This window comes from Sediminibacterium ginsengisoli (genome assembly GCF_900167075.1).
Classification (GTDB): Bacteria; Bacteroidota; Bacteroidia; order Chitinophagales; family Chitinophagaceae; genus Sediminibacterium; species Sediminibacterium ginsengisoli.
In genome coordinates, this window is record NZ_FUWH01000013.1 from 91,802 (window position 1) to 110,323 (window position 18,522).

General features: G+C 45.1%; 23 protein-coding genes and 6 tRNA genes. 8 read left to right on the top strand and 21 right to left on the bottom strand.

Going from position 1 to position 18,522, the window contains the following annotated elements:
- Positions 1-20: 20 nt before the first annotated feature.
- The 15 genes from B5D42_RS16720 to rpsU all read right to left on the bottom strand — a co-directional run bounded on the left by B5D42_RS16720 (position 21) and on the right by rpsU (position 7,607).
- Positions 21-1,115 (bottom strand): DegT/DnrJ/EryC1/StrS family aminotransferase, encoded by a 1,095-nt coding sequence (locus B5D42_RS16720; protein WP_078832687.1) that lies wholly within the window; start codon positions 1,113-1,115, stop codon positions 21-23.
- The gene (locus B5D42_RS16725) at positions 1,099-1,491 is read right to left on the bottom strand and encodes a sugar 3,4-ketoisomerase (RefSeq protein ID WP_078832688.1); all 393 of its coding nucleotides are present in this window, start codon (positions 1,489-1,491) and stop codon (positions 1,099-1,101) included. Before B5D42_RS16725 ends, B5D42_RS16720 begins: the two co-directional genes overlap by 17 nt.
- A gap of 9 nt (positions 1,492-1,500) precedes the next feature.
- Positions 1,501-2,364 (bottom strand): beta-1,6-N-acetylglucosaminyltransferase, encoded by an 864-nt coding sequence (locus tag B5D42_RS16730; RefSeq protein WP_078832689.1) that lies wholly within the window; start codon positions 2,362-2,364, stop codon positions 1,501-1,503.
- 206 nt (positions 2,365-2,570) lie between these two features.
- Positions 2,571-3,173: a transcription termination/antitermination protein NusG gene (gene nusG, locus B5D42_RS16735; RefSeq protein WP_078832690.1), complete on the bottom strand. Its 603-nt coding sequence runs from the start codon at positions 3,171-3,173 to the stop codon at positions 2,571-2,573.
- A gap of 7 nt (positions 3,174-3,180) precedes the next feature.
- Complete coding sequence (secE, locus tag B5D42_RS16740; RefSeq protein WP_078832691.1) at positions 3,181-3,375, bottom strand: preprotein translocase subunit SecE; 195 nt, start codon at positions 3,373-3,375, stop codon at positions 3,181-3,183.
- A gap of 100 nt (positions 3,376-3,475) precedes the next feature.
- Positions 3,476-3,547: transfer RNA gene (locus tag B5D42_RS16745), tRNA-Trp, on the bottom strand.
- A gap of 108 nt (positions 3,548-3,655) precedes the next feature.
- Complete coding sequence (gene tuf / locus B5D42_RS16750) at positions 3,656-4,843, bottom strand: elongation factor Tu (protein ID WP_078832692.1); 1,188 nt, start codon at positions 4,841-4,843, stop codon at positions 3,656-3,658.
- Positions 4,844-4,956: 113 nt separating this feature from the next.
- Positions 4,957-5,028 (bottom strand) — tRNA-Thr (locus B5D42_RS16755).
- A gap of 74 nt (positions 5,029-5,102) precedes the next feature.
- Positions 5,103-5,175 (bottom strand) — tRNA-Gly (locus B5D42_RS16760).
- 91 nt (positions 5,176-5,266) lie between these two features.
- A tRNA-Tyr gene (locus tag B5D42_RS16765) sits at positions 5,267-5,349 on the bottom strand.
- Positions 5,350-5,436: 87 nt separating this feature from the next.
- Positions 5,437-5,509: transfer RNA gene (locus B5D42_RS16770), tRNA-Thr, on the bottom strand.
- 132 nt (positions 5,510-5,641) lie between these two features.
- Positions 5,642-5,902, bottom strand: coding sequence for a hypothetical protein (locus B5D42_RS16775; protein WP_078832693.1), 261 nt, complete (start codon positions 5,900-5,902; stop codon positions 5,642-5,644).
- Positions 5,903-5,960: 58 nt separating this feature from the next.
- Complete coding sequence (hpf, locus tag B5D42_RS16780; protein WP_078832694.1) at positions 5,961-6,260, bottom strand: ribosome hibernation-promoting factor, HPF/YfiA family; 300 nt, start codon at positions 6,258-6,260, stop codon at positions 5,961-5,963.
- Positions 6,261-6,467: 207 nt separating this feature from the next.
- Positions 6,468-7,355, bottom strand: coding sequence for a tyrosine-type recombinase/integrase (locus B5D42_RS16785; protein WP_078832695.1), 888 nt, complete (start codon positions 7,353-7,355; stop codon positions 6,468-6,470).
- 54 nt (positions 7,356-7,409) lie between these two features.
- On the bottom strand, positions 7,410-7,607 hold the full coding sequence (rpsU, locus tag B5D42_RS16790) for a 30S ribosomal protein S21 (RefSeq protein WP_078832696.1): 198 nt from the start codon (positions 7,605-7,607) through the stop codon (positions 7,410-7,412).
- A 141-nt stretch (positions 7,608-7,748) separates the two neighbouring features.
- Here rpsU and B5D42_RS16795 point away from each other — a divergent pair, with 141 nt between their 5' ends.
- Entirely contained in the window at positions 7,749-8,339 is a 591-nt protein-coding gene (locus B5D42_RS16795; RefSeq protein ID WP_078832697.1) for a riboflavin synthase, read from the top strand.
- On the opposite strand, the gene hscA is transcribed toward B5D42_RS16795, so the two are convergent.
- A complete protein-coding gene (gene hscA / locus B5D42_RS16800; RefSeq protein ID WP_078832698.1) occupies positions 8,336-10,198 on the bottom strand; it encodes a Fe-S protein assembly chaperone HscA in 1,863 nt (620 codons plus the stop codon). The two genes, B5D42_RS16795 and hscA, sit on opposite strands and share 4 nt — an antisense overlap.
- Before the next feature lie 39 nt (positions 10,199-10,237).
- The gene (locus B5D42_RS16805) at positions 10,238-10,615 is read right to left on the bottom strand and encodes an RDD family protein (RefSeq protein WP_078832699.1); all 378 of its coding nucleotides are present in this window, start codon (positions 10,613-10,615) and stop codon (positions 10,238-10,240) included.
- A 62-nt stretch (positions 10,616-10,677) separates the two neighbouring features.
- Between B5D42_RS16805 and tyrS the strand changes: the two genes are divergently transcribed.
- The gene (gene tyrS / locus B5D42_RS16810; protein WP_078832700.1) at positions 10,678-11,961 is read left to right on the top strand and encodes a tyrosine--tRNA ligase; all 1,284 of its coding nucleotides are present in this window, start codon (positions 10,678-10,680) and stop codon (positions 11,959-11,961) included.
- Positions 11,962-12,022: 61 nt separating this feature from the next.
- On the opposite strand, the gene B5D42_RS16815 is transcribed toward tyrS, so the two are convergent.
- A complete protein-coding gene (locus tag B5D42_RS16815; protein ID WP_139367217.1) occupies positions 12,023-12,226 on the bottom strand; it encodes a hypothetical protein in 204 nt (67 codons plus the stop codon).
- Positions 12,227-12,309: 83 nt separating this feature from the next.
- On the bottom strand, positions 12,310-12,987 hold the full coding sequence (locus tag B5D42_RS16820; protein WP_078832714.1) for an SGNH/GDSL hydrolase family protein: 678 nt from the start codon (positions 12,985-12,987) through the stop codon (positions 12,310-12,312).
- A 157-nt stretch (positions 12,988-13,144) separates the two neighbouring features.
- Between B5D42_RS16820 and B5D42_RS16825 the strand changes: the two genes are divergently transcribed.
- Both B5D42_RS16825 and B5D42_RS16830 read left to right on the top strand, forming a co-directional pair.
- Positions 13,145-13,215 (top strand) — tRNA-Gln (locus B5D42_RS16825).
- Between the two features lie 460 nt (positions 13,216-13,675).
- Entirely contained in the window at positions 13,676-14,191 is a 516-nt protein-coding gene (locus B5D42_RS16830) for a hypothetical protein (RefSeq protein ID WP_078832702.1), read from the top strand.
- Positions 14,192-14,431: 240 nt separating this feature from the next.
- Here the strand turns inward: B5D42_RS16830 and B5D42_RS16835 are convergent, their stop codons facing one another.
- Entirely contained in the window at positions 14,432-14,677 is a 246-nt protein-coding gene (locus B5D42_RS16835; RefSeq protein ID WP_078832715.1) for a hypothetical protein, read from the bottom strand.
- A 164-nt stretch (positions 14,678-14,841) separates the two neighbouring features.
- Here B5D42_RS16835 and B5D42_RS16840 point away from each other — a divergent pair, with 164 nt between their 5' ends.
- Complete coding sequence (locus B5D42_RS16840) at positions 14,842-15,264, top strand: pyridoxamine 5'-phosphate oxidase family protein (protein ID WP_139367218.1); 423 nt, start codon at positions 14,842-14,844, stop codon at positions 15,262-15,264.
- 7 nt (positions 15,265-15,271) lie between these two features.
- Here B5D42_RS16840 and B5D42_RS16845 read toward each other — a convergent pair whose 3' ends face one another.
- Positions 15,272-15,700 carry a DUF1801 domain-containing protein gene (locus tag B5D42_RS16845; RefSeq protein WP_078832704.1) on the bottom strand — a complete coding sequence of 143 codons (429 nt, stop codon included), beginning with the start codon at positions 15,698-15,700 and terminating at the stop codon, positions 15,272-15,274.
- A gap of 367 nt (positions 15,701-16,067) precedes the next feature.
- On the opposite strand from B5D42_RS16845, the gene B5D42_RS16850 reads away from it, so the two are divergent.
- From B5D42_RS16850 to B5D42_RS18030, 3 genes are all read left to right on the top strand, one after another.
- Positions 16,068-17,204, top strand: coding sequence for a serine hydrolase domain-containing protein (locus B5D42_RS16850; RefSeq protein ID WP_139367219.1), 1,137 nt, complete (start codon positions 16,068-16,070; stop codon positions 17,202-17,204).
- 170 nt (positions 17,205-17,374) lie between these two features.
- Positions 17,375-18,199 carry a CPBP family intramembrane glutamic endopeptidase gene (locus tag B5D42_RS16855; protein ID WP_078832706.1) on the top strand — a complete coding sequence of 275 codons (825 nt, stop codon included), beginning with the start codon at positions 17,375-17,377 and terminating at the stop codon, positions 18,197-18,199.
- 133 nt (positions 18,200-18,332) lie between these two features.
- Positions 18,333-18,522: hypothetical protein (locus B5D42_RS18030; protein WP_217698852.1), on the top strand; the 190-nt coding region annotated here is incomplete at its 3' end.

Below are 18,522 nucleotides of genomic sequence, written 5' to 3' on the forward strand. Positions count from 1 at the left end.
GCATTTAAAGCCCAAAAAACTCATTTTCCGAAGCGATTCATAAGCTCTGCCACTTCACGGACCTGTTCCTGTGTATGGGCGGCTGAGCAGGGAAGACTGAGAACGGTACGATGGATCTCTTCCGACACCGGGAACTCCTGCCCTGTAAAATATGCTGCCAAAGCCTGCTGCCGGTGCGGCGGAACGGGGTAATGCACTTCCGTACCGATCCCGTTTTCAGCCAGGTATGCCCGTAGTTTATCCCTGTCCGGATGCCTGATAGCAAAGATATGATACACGTCTGAATGATCTGGTTCTTCCACCGGCAGTATAAAACTGCTGTTGAGTCCTGCGCGGTAAATGGCAGCCAGCTCCTGCTTATGCCGGTTCATTTCATTCAGCGATTGCAGTTTGATCTGCAGAAAAGCCGCCTGTATCTCATCCAGCCTGGAATTCCAGCCAGGGATCTGGTTATGGTATTTTTTGCCGGATCCGTAATTACGCAGCAGGCGCACATGCTGATCCAATGCCGGGTCATTGGTCACTACAGCTCCCCCATCGCCAAGGGCGCCAAGATTTTTGGTTGGATAAAAACTGAATGCGGCCGCTGTTCCGAAAGAACCCGCAGGTTGTCCCTTGTACATAGCGCCATGTGATTGTGCGCAATCTTCTATAACAGCCAGGCCATAGCGTTCTGCTAACGCCATGATAGCTGTCATACTGCAGCATTTACCGTATAGATGCGCCAGCAGCACGGCCCTCGTTTTACTGGTCCTTACGTTTTCTATACCTTCTGCAGTAAGATTGTAGGTAGAAGGATCAGGCTCGGCTAGTACGGGTACCAGTCCTGCATGGATCACTGCCAGGATAGTGGCGATATAAGTATTGGAAGGAACAATCACTTCCGAACCGGCGGGAAGCTTGAGGGCAAGCAATGAAAATATAAGTGCATCGAGACCATTCCCCACTCCGGTGCAATATACGTTACCAGTATAATGTGCGAAAGCCTGCTCGAAACCTGTTACTTCATCACCAAGGATAAACCAACCGCGCTCCAGCAGTGCATCAAACTTTTCTGTTAATGCTTTACGGTAGGGAGCATTAACGAGTGCTATATTTTCATAAGGTATTCTCATGGTCCGGGTAGGGCTCAAAGATATAATCGTTGGGATCGAAACTGGTTGAAGCCAGTACCAGTAATATTGCATCCTGGCTGAAATGATGCATCTGGTGCCAGTCTTTTGTTCCCAGTACCAGGCATTTGCCGGGGGAATTAAGGAGGAACTCCTCTTTTCGGCTGCCATCATCATTAAAAACAGTGCAGCTGCCCCTGACGCAGATGGCAGCCTGTGTGGTAGCTTTGTGCCTGTGGCCACCCCGGAGCGAATCATCTACCTCATAAATATAAAAGATGCGCCGGATCTGGAAAGGCAGCAAATGTTGAACATCATCCAGCACGGTGAGGCTGCCTCTTTTGTCTGTATAAATGGGTAAGTCAATAATATACGCCATCGGGTATTTTTAGTTTTCAACCGTTTTTCTTTCTGTCAGCATCCCGTCAATTGCATCAAGGATAGCGGCATCTTTTTTTATGCTGAATTTCCTTGCAAAAAGTTTATCGCTCAGTTTCAGATCCGCCAGATCCTGCATGCCCAACCATTCCGGATTGGGGGTAAGCGGCTTATGTTTATAATAATGACAATTACTGTTTACAACCAGATCTGAAAATTCTGAATTCAGCAGTATTGTCTGGAAAAGGAATTCATCCGGCCCCCAGGTATAACGGAAAAAGCGTTTCAGTCCCGGCTCCTGTTCAATTTTTTTCCAGACGTAATCAGCAGCCTGGGGACTGATTGCCCAGAACATAGAACTGCCATAAAACTGCATGCCGGCCGGCCGTTCAGGGGCAGGCAGGAGCCGGTTGATCAGATTTTCCGTGAAAAATTTACCGGGAAAACGATAGTCGATCAGGTGATACTTGCTGATCCTTTCAAATGCTTCTTCCCAATCACCTGCAAATGCGCGGTATTTTAAGAACAGTTTCCCTTTATGCTGTTCAAAAAAGCCGGAGATCTCAGCCGGTGTTTTGATCGGGTAATCCTGCCCGCTGAGCAGGCAGATATAGTCGAATGAAATTCCGGAAGTGAGTATTGCTTCAATTCCATTGAAAATTGCCTGTACGGTACTGTAACCGGCCCAGCGCACGTTGACTCTTTTCTCAACAAATGTAACCTGAGGATGCTGCTGTAATGCAGCATGGGCACTTATTGCTACTTTCTTATCGAGATGAATATAAAAACGGGTATTCGCATCGGAGAGCTGACCGATCATTCTTCCGGTCTGAACCGGATCTGTATATGTTATGATCAGGTATGCAATCTGCATAAGGGGGACTTGGATACAAGGAATATACCCATTTTCCCGCTATAGCAGTTTCATGGGAGGTTTAGATGCTTAAATTTACTGCTAATTTTTATTTAGCGGACAAGGTGCTGAAAAATAACATGAGGAAGTATTGCATTTTCTTCTGGTACCGGCAATAAAAAAGAGGCTGTGTTGCAGCCTCTTTTTTATTATCTCGTGTAAACAGGTTAACTGAGTTTCTCTACCTGCATATAGTTCAATTCTACCGGAGTTGAACGTCCGAAGATCTTTACGGTTACTTTCAGTTTCTTCTTTTCGTCGTTCACTTCTTCGATCACGCCGTTGAAGTCGTTGAAAGGGCCTTCGATGATCTTGATGGTTTCGCCGATGATGAAAGGTTCGCTCATAACAACGCCCTGGTCGTTCATTTCGTCTACCTTACCCAGCATTTTGTTCACTTCGCTTTTACGCAGTGAGATGATATTACCTTTTGAACCTTTACCATCTGTAAGAAAGTGCATCACGTTGCTGATGTTACTGATATGCTGAACCATGTCATCATTCAGTTTACCATCCAGTACTTCCATCATCACATAGCCGGGGAAGTAGTTTTTTTCGCGCATTACTTTTTTACCATTCTGCACTTTGTATACTTTCTCCATCGGAAGGAAGATCTGTTTGATCACTTCCTGCCAGCCGCTGCGAATAATATCTTTATCCAGGTATTCTTTTACCTTGCGTTCTTTTCCGCTTACTACGCGCAACACGTACCATTTGGTTTCCGGTTGAGGCGCAGCTTCTGTTCCTGGTATTGTTTCTGCTACTTCCATCCTTGGATTACTTGAATAATGAATAAATCAGCTTCAGGAGCTGGTTACTGGAAAAGTCCATTACCCAAACAAGCGCTGTTATGATAACAGTTGCTACCAGAACAATCACAGTACTCTGCTGCAGCTGTAACCAGGTTGGCCAGGTTACCTTCTCCATCAATTCAAGGTAGCTCTCTTTAAAATATGTTGTGATCTTGTTCATTATTGTTTTGTTTATTGGTTGGTGTACCTGCCGTTTCTGAAGCGGACCGGAAAATACGGTATTTCATCAGAAAACAGCTATACCAATAATCATTATTCTGCACGGGCACTAGGATTCGAACCCAGATCAAAGGTTTTGGAGACCTCTATACTAACCGTTGTACTATGCCCGTAGAAAGCTAAAAGCTATTCCGGATGTTCCGAAACAGCTTTTAGTTTATTTTATTGACAAATGTAAGCTTAATTACATTTACCTAAGCTAAAAGCGTGTAGCCTAAAGCTTATTTGATGATTTCAGTAACCTGACCGGCACCTACTGTACGTCCACCTTCGCGGATAGCGAATTTCAGACCTTTTTCCATAGCGATCGGCTGGATCAGTTTAACGCTCAGACCGATATTATCACCAGGCATTACCATTTCTGTTCCTTCAGGCAGGGTAACTTCACCAGTTACGTCTGTAGTACGGAAGTAGAATTGAGGGCGGTATTTGTTGAAGAATGGAGTGTGACGTCCACCTTCTTCTTTGCTCAGTACATAAACCTCACCTTTGAACTCAGTGTGCGGAGTGATAGAACCTGGTTTGCAGATTACCATACCACGACGGATATCTTTTTTCTCGATACCACGTAACAGCAGACCTGCGTTATCACCTGCCTGACCTTCGTCGAGGAGTTTTTTGAACATCTCAACACCAGTTACGGTAGAAGTCAGCGGGCTGTCCATCAGACCTACGATCTCAACTGGTTCACCAACTTTGATGATACCACGCTCGATACGACCGGTTGCAACGGTGCCACGACCTGTGATTGAGAATACGTCTTCAACAGACATCAGGAACGCCATATCGATCGGACGTGGAGGCAGCGGGATATAAGTATCTACAGCTTCCATCAGTTCGTCGATCTTAGCAACCCATTTCGGATCTTCAGCCAGAGCGCCTGTAGCAGAACCCTGAATGATCGGGGTGTTGTCGCCATCGAAACCGTATGAAGTCAGCAGTTCGCGGATCTCCATTTCAACCAGTTCCAGCAGCTCAGGATCATCAACAAGGTCAACCTTGTTCATGAATACAACGATACGAGGTACACCTACCTGGCGGGCCAGCAGGATGTGCTCTTTAGTTTGCGGCATAGGACCATCGGTAGCAGCAACTACCAGGATCGCACCGTCCATCTGGGCGGCACCAGTAATCATATTTTTCACATAGTCAGCGTGACCAGGACAGTCAACGTGCGCATAGTGACGATTTCCAGTTTGGTATTCAACGTGCGCAGTGTTGATGGTGATACCACGCTCTTTTTCTTCAGGAGCACCATCAATCTCATCATACTTCTTCGCCTGCGCCAGACCTTTCTTCGATAAGATGCTTGTGATGGCAGCAGTCAGGGTAGTTTTACCGTGGTCAACGTGACCAATGGTACCAACGTTTACGTGAGGTTTCTCCCTCTTAAAGGTCTCTTTAGACATTTTTATCGGTTTTTAGTTGTGTTTAAAAATTTGTTGGCCGTGGCCATTTTAAAATTTATGTTGATCCGTTTTACCGGATTCGCTCTCACTGTTTCTTACCTCACATTTTTCAGAGCCGTTAGTGAGAATCGAACTCACGACCTCTTCCCTACCAAGGAAGTGCTCTACCACTGAGCTACAACGGCTTTTCTCAGCTTAGAGTCTTAAGGATAAGCCTGGAGCATTTACTCCGTACTTTAAACCCCAGACTTACCAATTGAGCGGGAGACCAGGCTCGAACTGGCCACCTATAGCTTGGAAGGCTATCGCTCTACCAAATGAGCTACTCCCGCCTGCAAGATCTGCTTCCCGTGAAGGAGGCAAAACCGTGTTGTAAAAGAACTTCCCGGAGCCAGGCTATACCTGTTCCGGGATATTTATCCGTGGGCAGAGTAGGGTTCGAACCTACGTACTCGTGAGAGAACAGATTTACAGTCTGTCGCCTTTAACCGCTCGGCCATCTGCCCGGTTATTATACAGTTTTTTCGATCCGGGGCACGAACATAGTAAATTTCACGCTTCCAGCCAGTATTATCTGTATTTTTTACCTATTGAGCCGAAGATGGGACTCGAACCCGCGACCTACTGATTACAAATCAGTTGCTCTACCAACTGAGCTACTTCGGCAAACTTTTTTAAGAGCTATCCCGTTTTTTGGGATGGCAAAGGTAATGGAAAACTTTATTCAGCAAAATTTTGAAAAAGGTTTTTTTGGGAAGTTTTCAACATATTCAAAAAAACATGCTTCTCCCCTCCTGCTCAGGGCATTATCCACTCGCTTTTCTCCGGTTCGTTCACGGAATAAAAAAGTGAAAGCGTATCCTGCGGAACAACTGTGCCGGCGGGCAACTCAACCGTTCCCGCATACTCTTTTCCTGATACACTGTACACGTATTCGATCTGCAAACGCCCCTGCTGGTTCAGTTTCCGCTCCCTGATATGTGCTGTTGTTTTTTCCCTGGAAGGCTTGCACGACAAGGCACACAGGAGCCACAGGTATAGTGGCAAATTATTTTTCATCGGCACAAAATTAAAAAGGCCTCCCGTTTTACGGAAGGCCTTTCAGTTTTTTTAGTTTTTAAGCTGCTAATTTTTCTTTTTTACGTTTTATCTGTGAAACAATCGATTCCATCGCACAATCAAACGACTCTTCAAATGATTTTGATGAAGCTTTTACAAAAAAATCGTGTTTTGGCACATGAACCCTGATCTCAGCAATCTTGTCTTTGATCGTATGCACCACGTTGTCGAGTTTCAAAAAAACATCCACTTTCAGAATTCTGTCGTGAAAGGTCTGCAATTTGGCAAGTTTGCGTGACACATACTCTACCAGTTTTTCATCTGCATCAAAATGTACAGTTTGAATGTTAACGTTCATAACAACTCACGTTTAATCGGTGAAAAAATAATATTTAAAAGAACTTTTGTATTGTGTTTTTTCTCCTCTTAAGAGTGATAACAAGTTAGCGAAAAAGATAACAAAAAAGAAATACCGGAGCGTTTTTTTGGAAAGTTTTAAGAGTACCGGCCAGATCGGCAACGAAATGACAATCAATCCTGTAAATACGAAGCTTTGCGTGGTTTTTCAGGCTTTGGGATGGGCTTTTTTATAGACTTCCTTGAGCTTTTCTATAGTATTATGTGTATAGACCTGCGTAGCTGCCAGGCTGCTGTGGCCAAGCAGTTCTTTTACAGCATTCAGATCAGCTCCGTTATTCATTAAATGAGTGGCGAAACTATGACGGAGGATATGCGGGCTTTTTTTCTGTACAGTGGTAACAGCGGCCAGGTAACTGCGTACAAAACCATATACATATCTCGGCTGCAGGGGTTTTCCCTTATCCGTTAAGAACAGGTTCATGATCGTTGTTTCCGCCGGTTTCCGTTCTTTAATGTACTGCTGCAGTTCGGCTACCAGCGCTGCGGGCACGGGAATGATCCTTTCCTTATTGCCTTTACCCAGCACTTTTACCTGTGTTGTATCGAGCTGGGATGTTTTCAGGCTGATGAGTTCGCTCAGACGCATACCTGTAGCATAAAACAACTGCAGTACCAGCCGTTCCGTACGGCCTTTCCAGTCGTCTGTGAACGTTACATGCGTGAGTAACAGGTCTATATCCTTTTCCGCCACAAATACCGGCAGTCTTTTATTCAGTTTGGGCGCAATGATCACCGTCATCGGCGTCTGTTTGATCAGGCCGGTTTTCAGCTGGTATTTAAAGAAGGATTTAAGGGTGGATATTTTGCGGCTGATACTTTTCGATGTCAACTCATCTTCTTTCATTTCTGCCAGCCAGCTACGGATATACATAGCTGTGATGGTCTCTACCGGCGGCGCATCGAACTGGCTGGTGAGATAGGCGAAAAACTGCTCCAGGTCTGTCTGGTAGGAAATAAGGGTATGTCTCGAATACCGCTTCTCGTATTTGAGATGATCCAGGAATGCTTGTAACTGTGGATACCGGTCGGACATAAAAAAAGTAGCCTAAAGTTAGGCTACTTTAAAATATATCAGGGTAAGAAAGATCTATGCCTCTATTTTACCGCTTGCGATCTGCTGCTTGTAGATAGCTTTCAACACATCTGTACGACGTCTTACTGACGGCTTAACAAATGCCTGACGGCCCCTCAATTGCAACAAAACTTTGCTCTTCTCAAATTTCTTTTTGTACTTTTTGAGGGCTTTGTCGATATTCTCGCAATCTTTTGAATCAATGATAAGCATAACTTTTATACCTCCTTAGGCGTTTTTTTAGGAATGCAAAAATAAGAAGGAAGATCGAAATAACAAAGATTTTATTGTGCGGATTTGTCCAGGATCTCTTTTCCCCCTTTTTCAGACATATTCTTGAGTAACTTTGCGCCTATGTTTACAGGTATTGTTGAAACCACCGGCCAGATCACAGCCATTGAAACCCAGGGTACTAACAAAAGCTTCTGGATCAGTTCTCCCCTTTCCGGCGACTTTAAAATAGACCAGAGCGTGAGCCACGACGGCGTTTGCCTTACGGTTGACGAGCTGAAAGATGGCTTTCACCGTGTTACGGCCATTGAGGAAACTTTGCGGAAGACCAACCTGGCTGGCTGGACAGAAGGCGGACAGGTGAATATTGAACGCTGTATGATCATGAACGGACGGCTGGATGGCCATATCGTTCAGGGCCATGTGGACGCTACCGCTACCTGTATTGAAAAGAAAACGCTCAACGGCAGCTGGGAATTCCGTTTCCGGTTCCCGGACGAGTTTGCACACCTGGTGATCGAGAAGGGCTCTATTGCGGTGAATGGCACCAGCCTGACCTGTTTTTCGGTAGACAGCAACTCATTTACCGTTGCCATCATTCCTTATACTTATCACCATACCAGCATCGGCCGGGTTGAAGAAGGCAGTATTGTAAATATTGAATTCGATATCCTTGGCAAATACGTACACCGCTGGATGCAGCTGAAACCTTAACTATCCAGCTGTTTTCCTTTCAGTGCCTTACTTACGGCTTCGTCCATGGCACGTTCGGCAAAAGGACGCGTTACTTCGTTCAGTGCTTCTGCGCGGGCCTGGATCTGGTCTTTGTTATCCGTTTCCAGCACTGCTCTTAAAGATGCTATTGCAGTTCTGGTCTGCGCTATTTCATCCTGCGAAAGCAGTTCATTGTTTTTCTGCATGAACTTTTCCGTCACTTCCAGCAATTGGGTTGCTTCTGTTCGGGCTTCCACCAATGCCCTGGTCTGCATATCATCTTTTGCATGGGTGATGCTGTCCATCAGTCTTTTTTCCACTTCACTGTCGGTAAGCCCGTATTGTGGCTTTACTTCTATATGTTGTACGGTGCCGCTTCTGAGCTCCTCGGCTTTTACCACGAGGATCCCGTCTGCATTGATGAGAAAACTCACTTCTACTTTTGGCATTCCTGCCGGCATTCCGGGAATACCGGTGAGATTGAATTCCGCCAGTTTGCGGTTATCTTTTACGAGGTCGCGTTCTCCCTGGTATACAGAGATACGCATACTTCCCTGGCCGTCTTTCTGGGTGGTGTACTGGCGGCCTGCTTTTACGGGAATTTTCGCGTTGCGCGGGATGAGTACATCCATCAGTCCGCCCATGGTCTCTATGCCAAGGCTCAACGGCGTAATATCGAGGAGCAGTAATTCTTTATTATTTCCTGCAAGAATATCAGCCTGCACAGCCGCACCTAAAGCCACTACTTCATCGGGATTAACAGTATCATTTACCGGTTTACCGAAGAATGCTGCTACTGCATCTTTAACGGCAGGCACACGGGTGCTTCCACCTACCATTACAATCGCATCGATGTCTTTCGTTTGCAGTTCCGCATCTCTGAGTGCCTGTTTACACGAAACAATCGTCCGTTCGATCAGTGGGCTGATCATCGATTCAAAAGCATTTTTTGTCAGCTCCAGTTGATATTGTCCGTAAGATCCTGAATAAGTTTCTGCTGAACTGAGCTGTTTTTTCGCCTCTTCCGCACGCAGGCGCAGCGCCTGGGCCAGCTGTTTATCTGTTTCCAGCAAAGCTTTCGAAATACCGTTTGTTTCGAGCCAGTGCGTGATAATAGCCCGGTCGAAATCATCGCCGCCCAGGTAAGTATCACCGTTGGTGCTTAATACTTCGAAGATGCCATTGCTGATGCGCAGTATGGAAATATCGAAGGTTCCGCCGCCAAGGTCGTAGACTGCGATCGTTTTTTCTTCGTCGCGGCTCAGGCCCATACCATAGGCAAGACTTGCTGCCGTTGGTTCGTTCACAATGCGGAGCACGTCCAGCCCGGCGAGTTTCCCTGCATCCCTCGTGGCTTGCCGCTGCGCATCATTAAAATAGGCCGGAACGGTGATCACTGCTTTGGAAACGGGTGTCTTCAGTATATGTTCCGCTCTTTGTCTGAGTTCCTTCAGGATAAGAGAAGAAAGTTCAATAGGCGAATAAAAACGTTCTCCTACCTGGATCTTTACCAGGCTTTCGGTATCGTCGTCGATCACTTTATAGGTAAAGAAGCCTGCGTTCTCTTTCACATCGCGATAGCTTTTTCCCATCAGTCTTTTGGCGCTGAAAATGGTATTCTGCGGTTCGGTTTCGAGAAATTGAGCGGCTGTTTCTCCCACTGTTGCATTTCCCGCCGCATCGAAATGCACAATACTGGGTACCAGGCTGCTGGCGTTATGTTCTTTTAAGGCAACGGGTTGTTTGCTGTCGGGATGGATGATGGCAACGAGACTGTTGGTCGTTCCCAGATCGATCCCCACGATCATTTCCGCTTTCTGTAAACTACCGGTTGAAATATTGATGCCTATTTTAGCCATGCTGTTGTAATGTGTAATGAAACTGCTGCTGCAGCGAAATCAGATCTCGATCAGTACGGTGCCGCTGAGCTTGTCGTGCAGCGGTTTGCCGAAAAAGGGAATGAAGAACATATCCACGATAGTCAGTCTTACCAGGCTGCGCACCAGGATCTGCCATAGGGCAGGCCTGCTTCCTTTCGCCGTTACCACTTTCGAGTAGGTAAACCATTTTGCGGGCGTACGACCAAAGACCAGTTCGAAAAAAGTATAGTAAACAAACAGGATCCCGAAAAAGAACCACCCGAAATTATAGGCCGGGTAGCCCCAGTACATTACGTAGAAATTCCAGGTTTTGAACCCGGCATATGCCAGTAAAAAGACCAGGAGCGTGTCTATAAAAAAATTGAGTGCCCTTGTTCCGTCGCCTACTATTCTCATGCGTGCAAAAATAGACAACTATCCCCCATTCCCATTACTTTTGCTGTAAATATTGAATTGCGATGAACCTGATAGAAGAATTAAAGTGGCGAGGCATGATCCAGGATATCATGCCCGGAACAGAAGAATTATTGGAAAAAGAAATGGTATCCGGCTATATCGGGTTCGATCCTACATCAGACAGCCTGCATATTGGCAGCCTGGTTCCGATACTCCTTCTGGTACACCTGCAACGCAGGGGCCACAAGCCTTTTGCTCTGGTGGGCGGCGCTACAGGCATGATCGGCGACCCGACAGGCAAGAGCGAAGAACGCAACCTGCTGAGCATGGAAGTGCTGCAGCATAACCAGGCTGGTGTAAAAAAGCAACTGGAACGCTTTCTCGACTTCGACGCCAGCAAGCCCAACGCTGCCGAAATGGTGAACAATTACGACTGGTTCAAAAACATCAGCTTCCTCGATTTTATCCGTGATGCGGGTAAGCATATCACGGTGAATTATATGATGGCGAAAGACAGCGTGAAAAAAAGGCTCGAAGGTGAAACCGGCATGAGCTTTACAGAATTCACCTACCAGCTGATCCAGGGTTATGATTTTTACTGGCTGTACCAGAACAAAAACTGTAAACTCCAGATGGGCGGAAGTGACCAGTGGGGCAATATTACCACCGGTACGGAAATGATCAGGCGTAAAGCAGGTGGTGAAGCGTTTGCATTTACCTGTCCGCTGATCCGTAAGGCAGATGGCGGCAAATTCGGCAAGACGGAAAAAGGGAATGTATGGCTGGATCCGGAGAAAACCTCCCCTTACCAGTTCTACCAGTTCTGGCTGAATGCCAGCGATGATGATGCTACTAAATGGATCAAAATATTCACGTTGCTGTCAGTTGCGGAGATCGAAGCGCTGATCAGCGAACATGCAGCTGCACCGCATACCCGTATTCTGCAGAAAAGACTGGCGGAGGAACTGACCGTACTGGTGCACAGCCGCGCCGATTATGATTTTGCGGTGAAAGCATCCGAGATCCTGTTCAGTAATGATACGGCGGATGCACTGCAAAACCTGAATGAAACCCAGTTATTGCAGGTAATGGAAGGCGTTCCTTCGGCTGAGATCGAGCGGAATAAACTGGCGGAAGGTTATGACCTGGTGAGCCTGCTTGCGGATACCACTCTCTTCCCGAGTAAAGGCGAAGCGCGTAAAATGTGGCAGTCGGGCGGAGTAAGTATTAACAAGGTGAAAGCGGATGCGGATAAAACAACTGTAACTACGGCGGATCTGCTGCAGGATAAATACCTCCTCCTGCAAAAAGGCAAAAAGAATTACCAACTGGTGAAAGTGATCTGAGTTGGAACGAATACAAAATAAAACGGGGCGCTGAATCAGTGCCCCGTTTTTATTCCGGCTACTAACCCATTGCTGCCGCACCCACTTCGGCACGTGCTTCGCGATTGGCTTTGCGGAAGAATTTTCTAACGCCTTCGTGTGCATCGCCGGCTGCATCGGCCAGGTTATGCATGGTTTTGGCGGTTTTGTTACGATTTCTCAGGTAGAGCAGCACACCGGCTGCAGCTGCGCCGGTAATACCGGCAGCGATCAGGATATTTTTCATGGTATTCTGTTTATGGTTCGCTTTTAAAGAGCAATCACCATACCCGGCTATACCGTAGAGAAAATGCAACAGGTGCTGTGGTCTTATTTGATGGTTTTGATCGCATTCCACATATTTTCGGCTACCAGCCAGTTACCGGCGCGGTTGAGGTGTACACGATCGGTGGTCAATATTCCTGATTCTTTGTTTTCAGGGTTATTCTTCGCATCATAATCATGGAAGAGCGTGCGGAGGTCTACCAGCGGTAATTCTTTCTGGCGGGAGAACTGCCTGATCCAGTTGCTGTAGAGGTTCAGATCGCCGTCCTGCATGTTGGAGTAATCGGTGCGTTCCCCGATCACGGCAGGTGTGCAGAGGATCACTTTGATATCTTTAGCCTGGAGTTTAGCCACGATCGCTTCGTAGAATTTGCCGAATTTAACAAGGTCGGTACCGGTGCCCGAGCTGGATTTATGCCATACATCGTTAACGCCAATATAGATGACCACGATATCGGGTTCTTTTTTGAGCACATCGTCTTCCATGCGCAGGTAGAGGTCATAGACTTTATTGCCGCCGATGCCCGCGCCGATGGTCTCGTAGCGGTTCTCCTTCCCTTCCTGCCGGATGAGCGAATCGATCATTTTGATATAACCGCCGGGCTGCACGCCTGCCGCGGTAATAGAATCACCGAAAAACAATACTTTTTTCTTTTGATCATAGCTGAACGACATCAGTAACAGGCAGCCGATAAAAGCGGCAAAGAGAACGAGTTTGGTCATGGGAAGCGATTTAGCAGCAGCAATATACGAAGCGCTGTATTTTTGCATGGGTTCTTCAGTACTCGGGAAAAAAAATCGCCCCGGAACATAAAATTTTTTGGCGCGATTGTATCCGAACCTTATTTTTGCAGCCCATTCTGATAAAGGATGGTCGGATTGCCCGATAGTATAAGGGTAGTACAACTGATTTTGGTTCAGTTTGTCTTGGTTCGAATCCAGGTCGGGCAACGAAAAGCGGAAGATGAAAGTCTTTCGCTTTTTTTATTTGAGGGATTTGATTGTAAATCTTGATTGTTGGTTCAGCGACCACAGGTGTCCGGAAGACACTCGATCTTTAACCACTTCAAATTCATTGGTCCGGGTCGCTCAGGCGGCTGGGCTTCGTCTTTCAAAGACTGGTATATTTATTACGTTCTTACAAAAACTGGGGTTCCCTTCTTATTAGTTATCATCTTATATATTCTCACATTGGCCACCCAGTATTCCAAATTCTTCAGTTTTCTGATGACCATTCCTATACTATTCTGTTAATAGATAATAATTAAAGAATATTTATTTCACTTGCTTTACAATTTTAGATTCTCTATTTTACTATCCCCCTAATAGAAGAATTTATTTTTGTGGGTTTATCCAACAACCTCCAATATCCTACGCAAAACATCAACTCAATAGAATTAATATTTTTCACATGTCAGAACAAAATCAAAAAAAATCCTTTTGGAAATCAAGCACCGGATGGATAATCAAAATTGCGGGAATAATCAGTGCGATAACTGTCATCTGTTCTTTTATTATCAAGACCGTTGATTTCATCAAGGAAAGAGATGATCGCAATGCACAGCAACGGATCACAGCATTAATCAAACAATATTATGCATTGGATGATCAGAATAATTACCAAGCAGTTTCTGCTTTATTTTCTGACCCTGTTGACGAATATTATGAAAAATCAAATTTTACCCGCAAGCAGATTATGCAAGATTGCGTCAATTATTATAATCGCTGGCCATTTCATAAAAATACTCCGGATTACTCTTCGTTAAAAATTCAAAAAATGGAAAACGGGAATTATTTCGCTTTGTACCAACACATGTATAAAATCAAACGGAAGAAGGGTGATGACTGGAAAAATTATACGCTTCAGATTAAAATTGAGTTCTCTGGCGATTATTTAATAAAATCTATTTCAGAGCAAAAAATGTAATATTCGCAAAACATCCTTCGCAATGCATTTGCATATAAAGTACGGAGAAGGTTATTTTTGAGTTCTTCAGTTTTACAAGCGACTAATCTAAATAGAAGTTATGCTGAGCTGACGCTAAAGAAATTACCCTACATCCAATTCATAGCATTTTTTTGGCGAAGGTATAATGTAGTTTTCACCTCATCCAAAATCACCACCCGAAAAGATTCATCGACAGTTTTACAATTCGGTCGCCATCCATCACGATGCCTGTAATTTCTGCTCTTCCTCCTTCCTACAATTCGTATTATGCTTCAAATTCAACCTATAAGTATAATTCGTTGAAAGGATAATATCATTACAATCAAAATGCTTCACAATACCCGACTCTTCCATGGCTACTACCCAGCAGGTATTCTGGTGCATACCATAATCGATTATGAATAAGGCCATACCGCGGCCGAGTGGTGTTTCTACGAGGATTGAAGGATTGAGTTGTAGTATCATACCTGTCAGCTGAAAAAAAGTATGCCAGCAACAATTTTGGGGAGCAGTTGCCATGGTTGAACGGAGATCTTCAATGGTTGTTGAAAGAGCTGAAAGGATTGCAGAACATTTCTTCAACAAAGCATCCGGCAGGGATTTTTCTTTCCTCACCTAAAATTGATCCCATGAAAAAAGCATCACTGAAGACCATTGCATCAAAAATGAAGAACCTCGATTTCTGCATGCTGATCACGCAGGATGGAAGGAATACGCTGCATGCACGACCTATGAGCAATAACGGCCAGGTTACCTACAACGGCACTTCCTGGTTCTTTACTTATCTCAACAGTAATAAAGTGCGGCAGGTGAAAAAGAATGCAGGTGTGAGTTTGATTTTCCAGGGCGATGGCATGCTGATGATCGAGTGTTATGGGAAAGCGAGCATCGTGCGTGATAAAGCCATGATGGAAGAACACTGGCTGGATGAACTCAACCGCTGGTTCCCGAAAGGTATCGAAACACCGGGCATCTGCCTCCTGAAAGTTGAAGCACAGCGCGTATGCTTCTGGGACAAGAAAGGTGAAGGCGAATACCGGACACAGAAATAGAATTACACTATGATATTGCAGTTGCCTTTACACCATATTGTATAGCTTCACCTAAAATTTTCAGATCGATGTCTGCGGTTGTTTTGAATTTGATGCAATAACCCGTCACCTTTGCTTTACCGATTTTCTTTCCATAGGTGTTTGCCAGATAGGTTTTGTCTGCAAGTCCGAGAATATAAACAGAGATCCCGCTTGTATTGGCCCTGATACCGATCTGGAAATAGTCTCTCGTTTTCCCGTTTGTATAACGGATGGTTTGCAAGCCATACCCGATCGTAGGATTGGTGACAACCTTTCCGGATGCATCTTTTCCTTCATCGAACCAGAGTTTTGTTTTGGGGAACAGCTTTTTGATGAATGCGTGCAATGTATTCATTTCAGTTCTCCGGGGTTCCGGAAGGCTGTCGATATGCTCTCTGATCGTGGAAACTATCATAGGGTTTATTTATTCAATGTACAAAAACAATTGCACATAAATGATTGATCAGACTACGAGCCAGCGGCCCGAGCGACATGGATGTCAGTACCCTCATGGAGGCTACAAGTTATGATCAGCTTTAGAAATAGCAGAATCGTGCTCGCTGAGTCCCCTCCGGGAGACGTCAGCGAAGACCAATCAACTAAGTAGCACTAACCTTAACAAAAGAACTTCCAGTCTTTGCAAAGACGTCTCTTTGGCTTCGGTGCCAGTCGAAGACCTGGCTCAAAGAGAATTTCAAGGGACTTCGGACAATTCTGGTCAGGCAACACACGGCAAAAAAGAAAACGCCACATCTGCCAAATATGTGAGTATTTTTGGAAACATGTTATTCACTAACAGATCATTTCTATTTGTTATTATTCTCCTGGTGTGTACCACCACGTTGAACGCACAGTTCATAGACCTGGGGGTTCTTGCAAAAGGATCTGCCGGCGATTCGTCCAGGTACACAATTGCTGAACGAATGGAATTTTACAAGGTTCCGGGTACAAGTGTCACCATTTTTGAACAGGGAAAGATCTTATCGCATCAGGTATACGGCTTTTCCAGCAGTACTGCAAAAACAGCGCTCGATACTTCAACAAGGTTCCAGGCAGCTTCTGTAAGCAAGTCCGTGACTGCAGTTGCCGTATTGCATACAGCGGAGCATTACCAGCTGGACCTTGACCGGAATGTTAACGACTACCTCAAAAGCTGGAAGGTGCCGGAAAATCGTTTTACTAAAAATGAAAAGGTTACGATCAGACGACTACTCAGTCATACGGCAGGGATCAATGTCAGCGGCTTCGGAGGCTACAGGAAAGGCAGCAGCATTCCTTTTCCTGAAGCGATCCTTAATGGCAAAGGCAATACGCCTGCAGTGAATGTAACAGAAGTACCCGGAAAAAAATACATGTATTCAGGCGGTGGCTATATGATCCTGCAGCAATTAGTGGAAGATATCACAGGCATCAGTTTCGGTGAGTATGTACGAAAGGAAATCCTGGATCCGCTGGGAATGACCAGCAGTACCTTTGAGTATGCTCCTGAAACCAATATAAGCCTGGCACATACAGACAAGGGAGAACCCTATCCCGGTGGTTATTACCTGATGCCAGAATCGGCACCTGCAGGCCTGTGGACAACCGGCGCCGATCTTGCCAGGTTTTGTATAACGCTGCAGCAGGCATATGAAGGAACACCCAACAGCATCATCACCCATTCCATGGTAAAAGCCATGCTCACTACTACGGGCACTTATGGTTTAGGCCTGGGTGCAGGAGGTAAAGGGAACGATGTGTACTTCTATCATGGCGGAAAGAACAGAGGCTACAACAGCGTCTTTTTGAATTTATACAAACGCAGGCTCGGAATAGTGATTCTAACGAATGCTGACCAGGGTGATAAATTTCGTGATGAAATACTGCGGTCATTTGCCCGCTATTATAAGCTGAATATTATGGGCAATAATGGTTTATAATGCTTCTGCTGTAATGAAAGATACATGCGCAATATTGCCCGACCTGAGCAGGGCCTCCTCCATAAATTCCTGCTAAATAAGTTTTTACCGGTTTAACAAAATTATCGCAACCTATATGAATGCCGTGATCAGCATTCGGATATCTTCATCACCAAACGATACCCGGCATCATGAAAAACTGGTTAAATGCTGCTTTTACAATACTGGCATCTTTATTCATCGCTTTTATATTGACTTCGGGATTTGACGCCATCAATTCCACACTGGAAGAGACTCCGCTTTTATCAGGTATGATGAACCTGGTATTTGCTTCTTTTATGCCTGCACTTTTATGGATCGCGAATAAAAAGATCAATCACCTGTCAACGCAACAATATGGCTTTACCACAAGGAGATTAACCTGGTCGTTGATAACAGGAATAGGGCTTGCGTGTATCAGCGTTACTGCAATACTGGTGATGGCTTGTTTATCAGGCATTCCGGTATTATTTACGGGATCCTTACAGGTAAGGCCTGCAATCATCTTCCAGCTCATAGCAACTAACCTGGCAACCGGTATCTGGGAAGAAGCTGTTTTCAGAGGTTTTATCTTTAACACTTTACTGAAACACCGGGCCTGCATAGTCATCGCCGGGATGATCACTGCGGTGCTGTTTGCCGGGTTGCATGCCACGGCATTTATGGATACAAAATCACTGTGGTGGTTTGTGATAATTATATTGCTGGCTTATATCCTGCTTTATCTCTATCTCATCACCAGGTCTATCTGGGCGCCTGTGGCTTTTCATTTTGCATGGGATCTGCTCTGGAGTATTCCGGAAAGCCCGATCGGTGTTTTCTCTGTTACCGATTTTGAAAACCACACAGAGTATATTGATCAGATTTCAGTTTTGCCTCTGGTTGTGATAGCTGGTATACTGATTGCGATAGGTAAACGTAAACAGGTTGGTATCCGGTATTTGAATATCATACAAACAGCTCACACCCACAATTAAATTTATGAACTGTTGTTGGTCAGGCGACCACAGGTGTTCGAAAGATAAATTATTGCTATTAGACAATAAATTGCGTAAAAGACGTTAAGGAAGAATGTTCCTTGATAAAGTTTTGTCGTTAATTCCTTCGGATATGCTGGTAGAGCTGGCTGCAGAGACGGAAGTTGATATCTTTTCGAAGAAGTTACAGGCCGAGGTTATTTTCAAATTGTTACTTCACTGTTTGATTAGTCATAAGGACAATAGCCTCAGAACGATGGAGTCGGCCTACGAAACATTATTGTTTGCTTCAATCAATCAAAATTTCCAAAAGAAAAGCATCC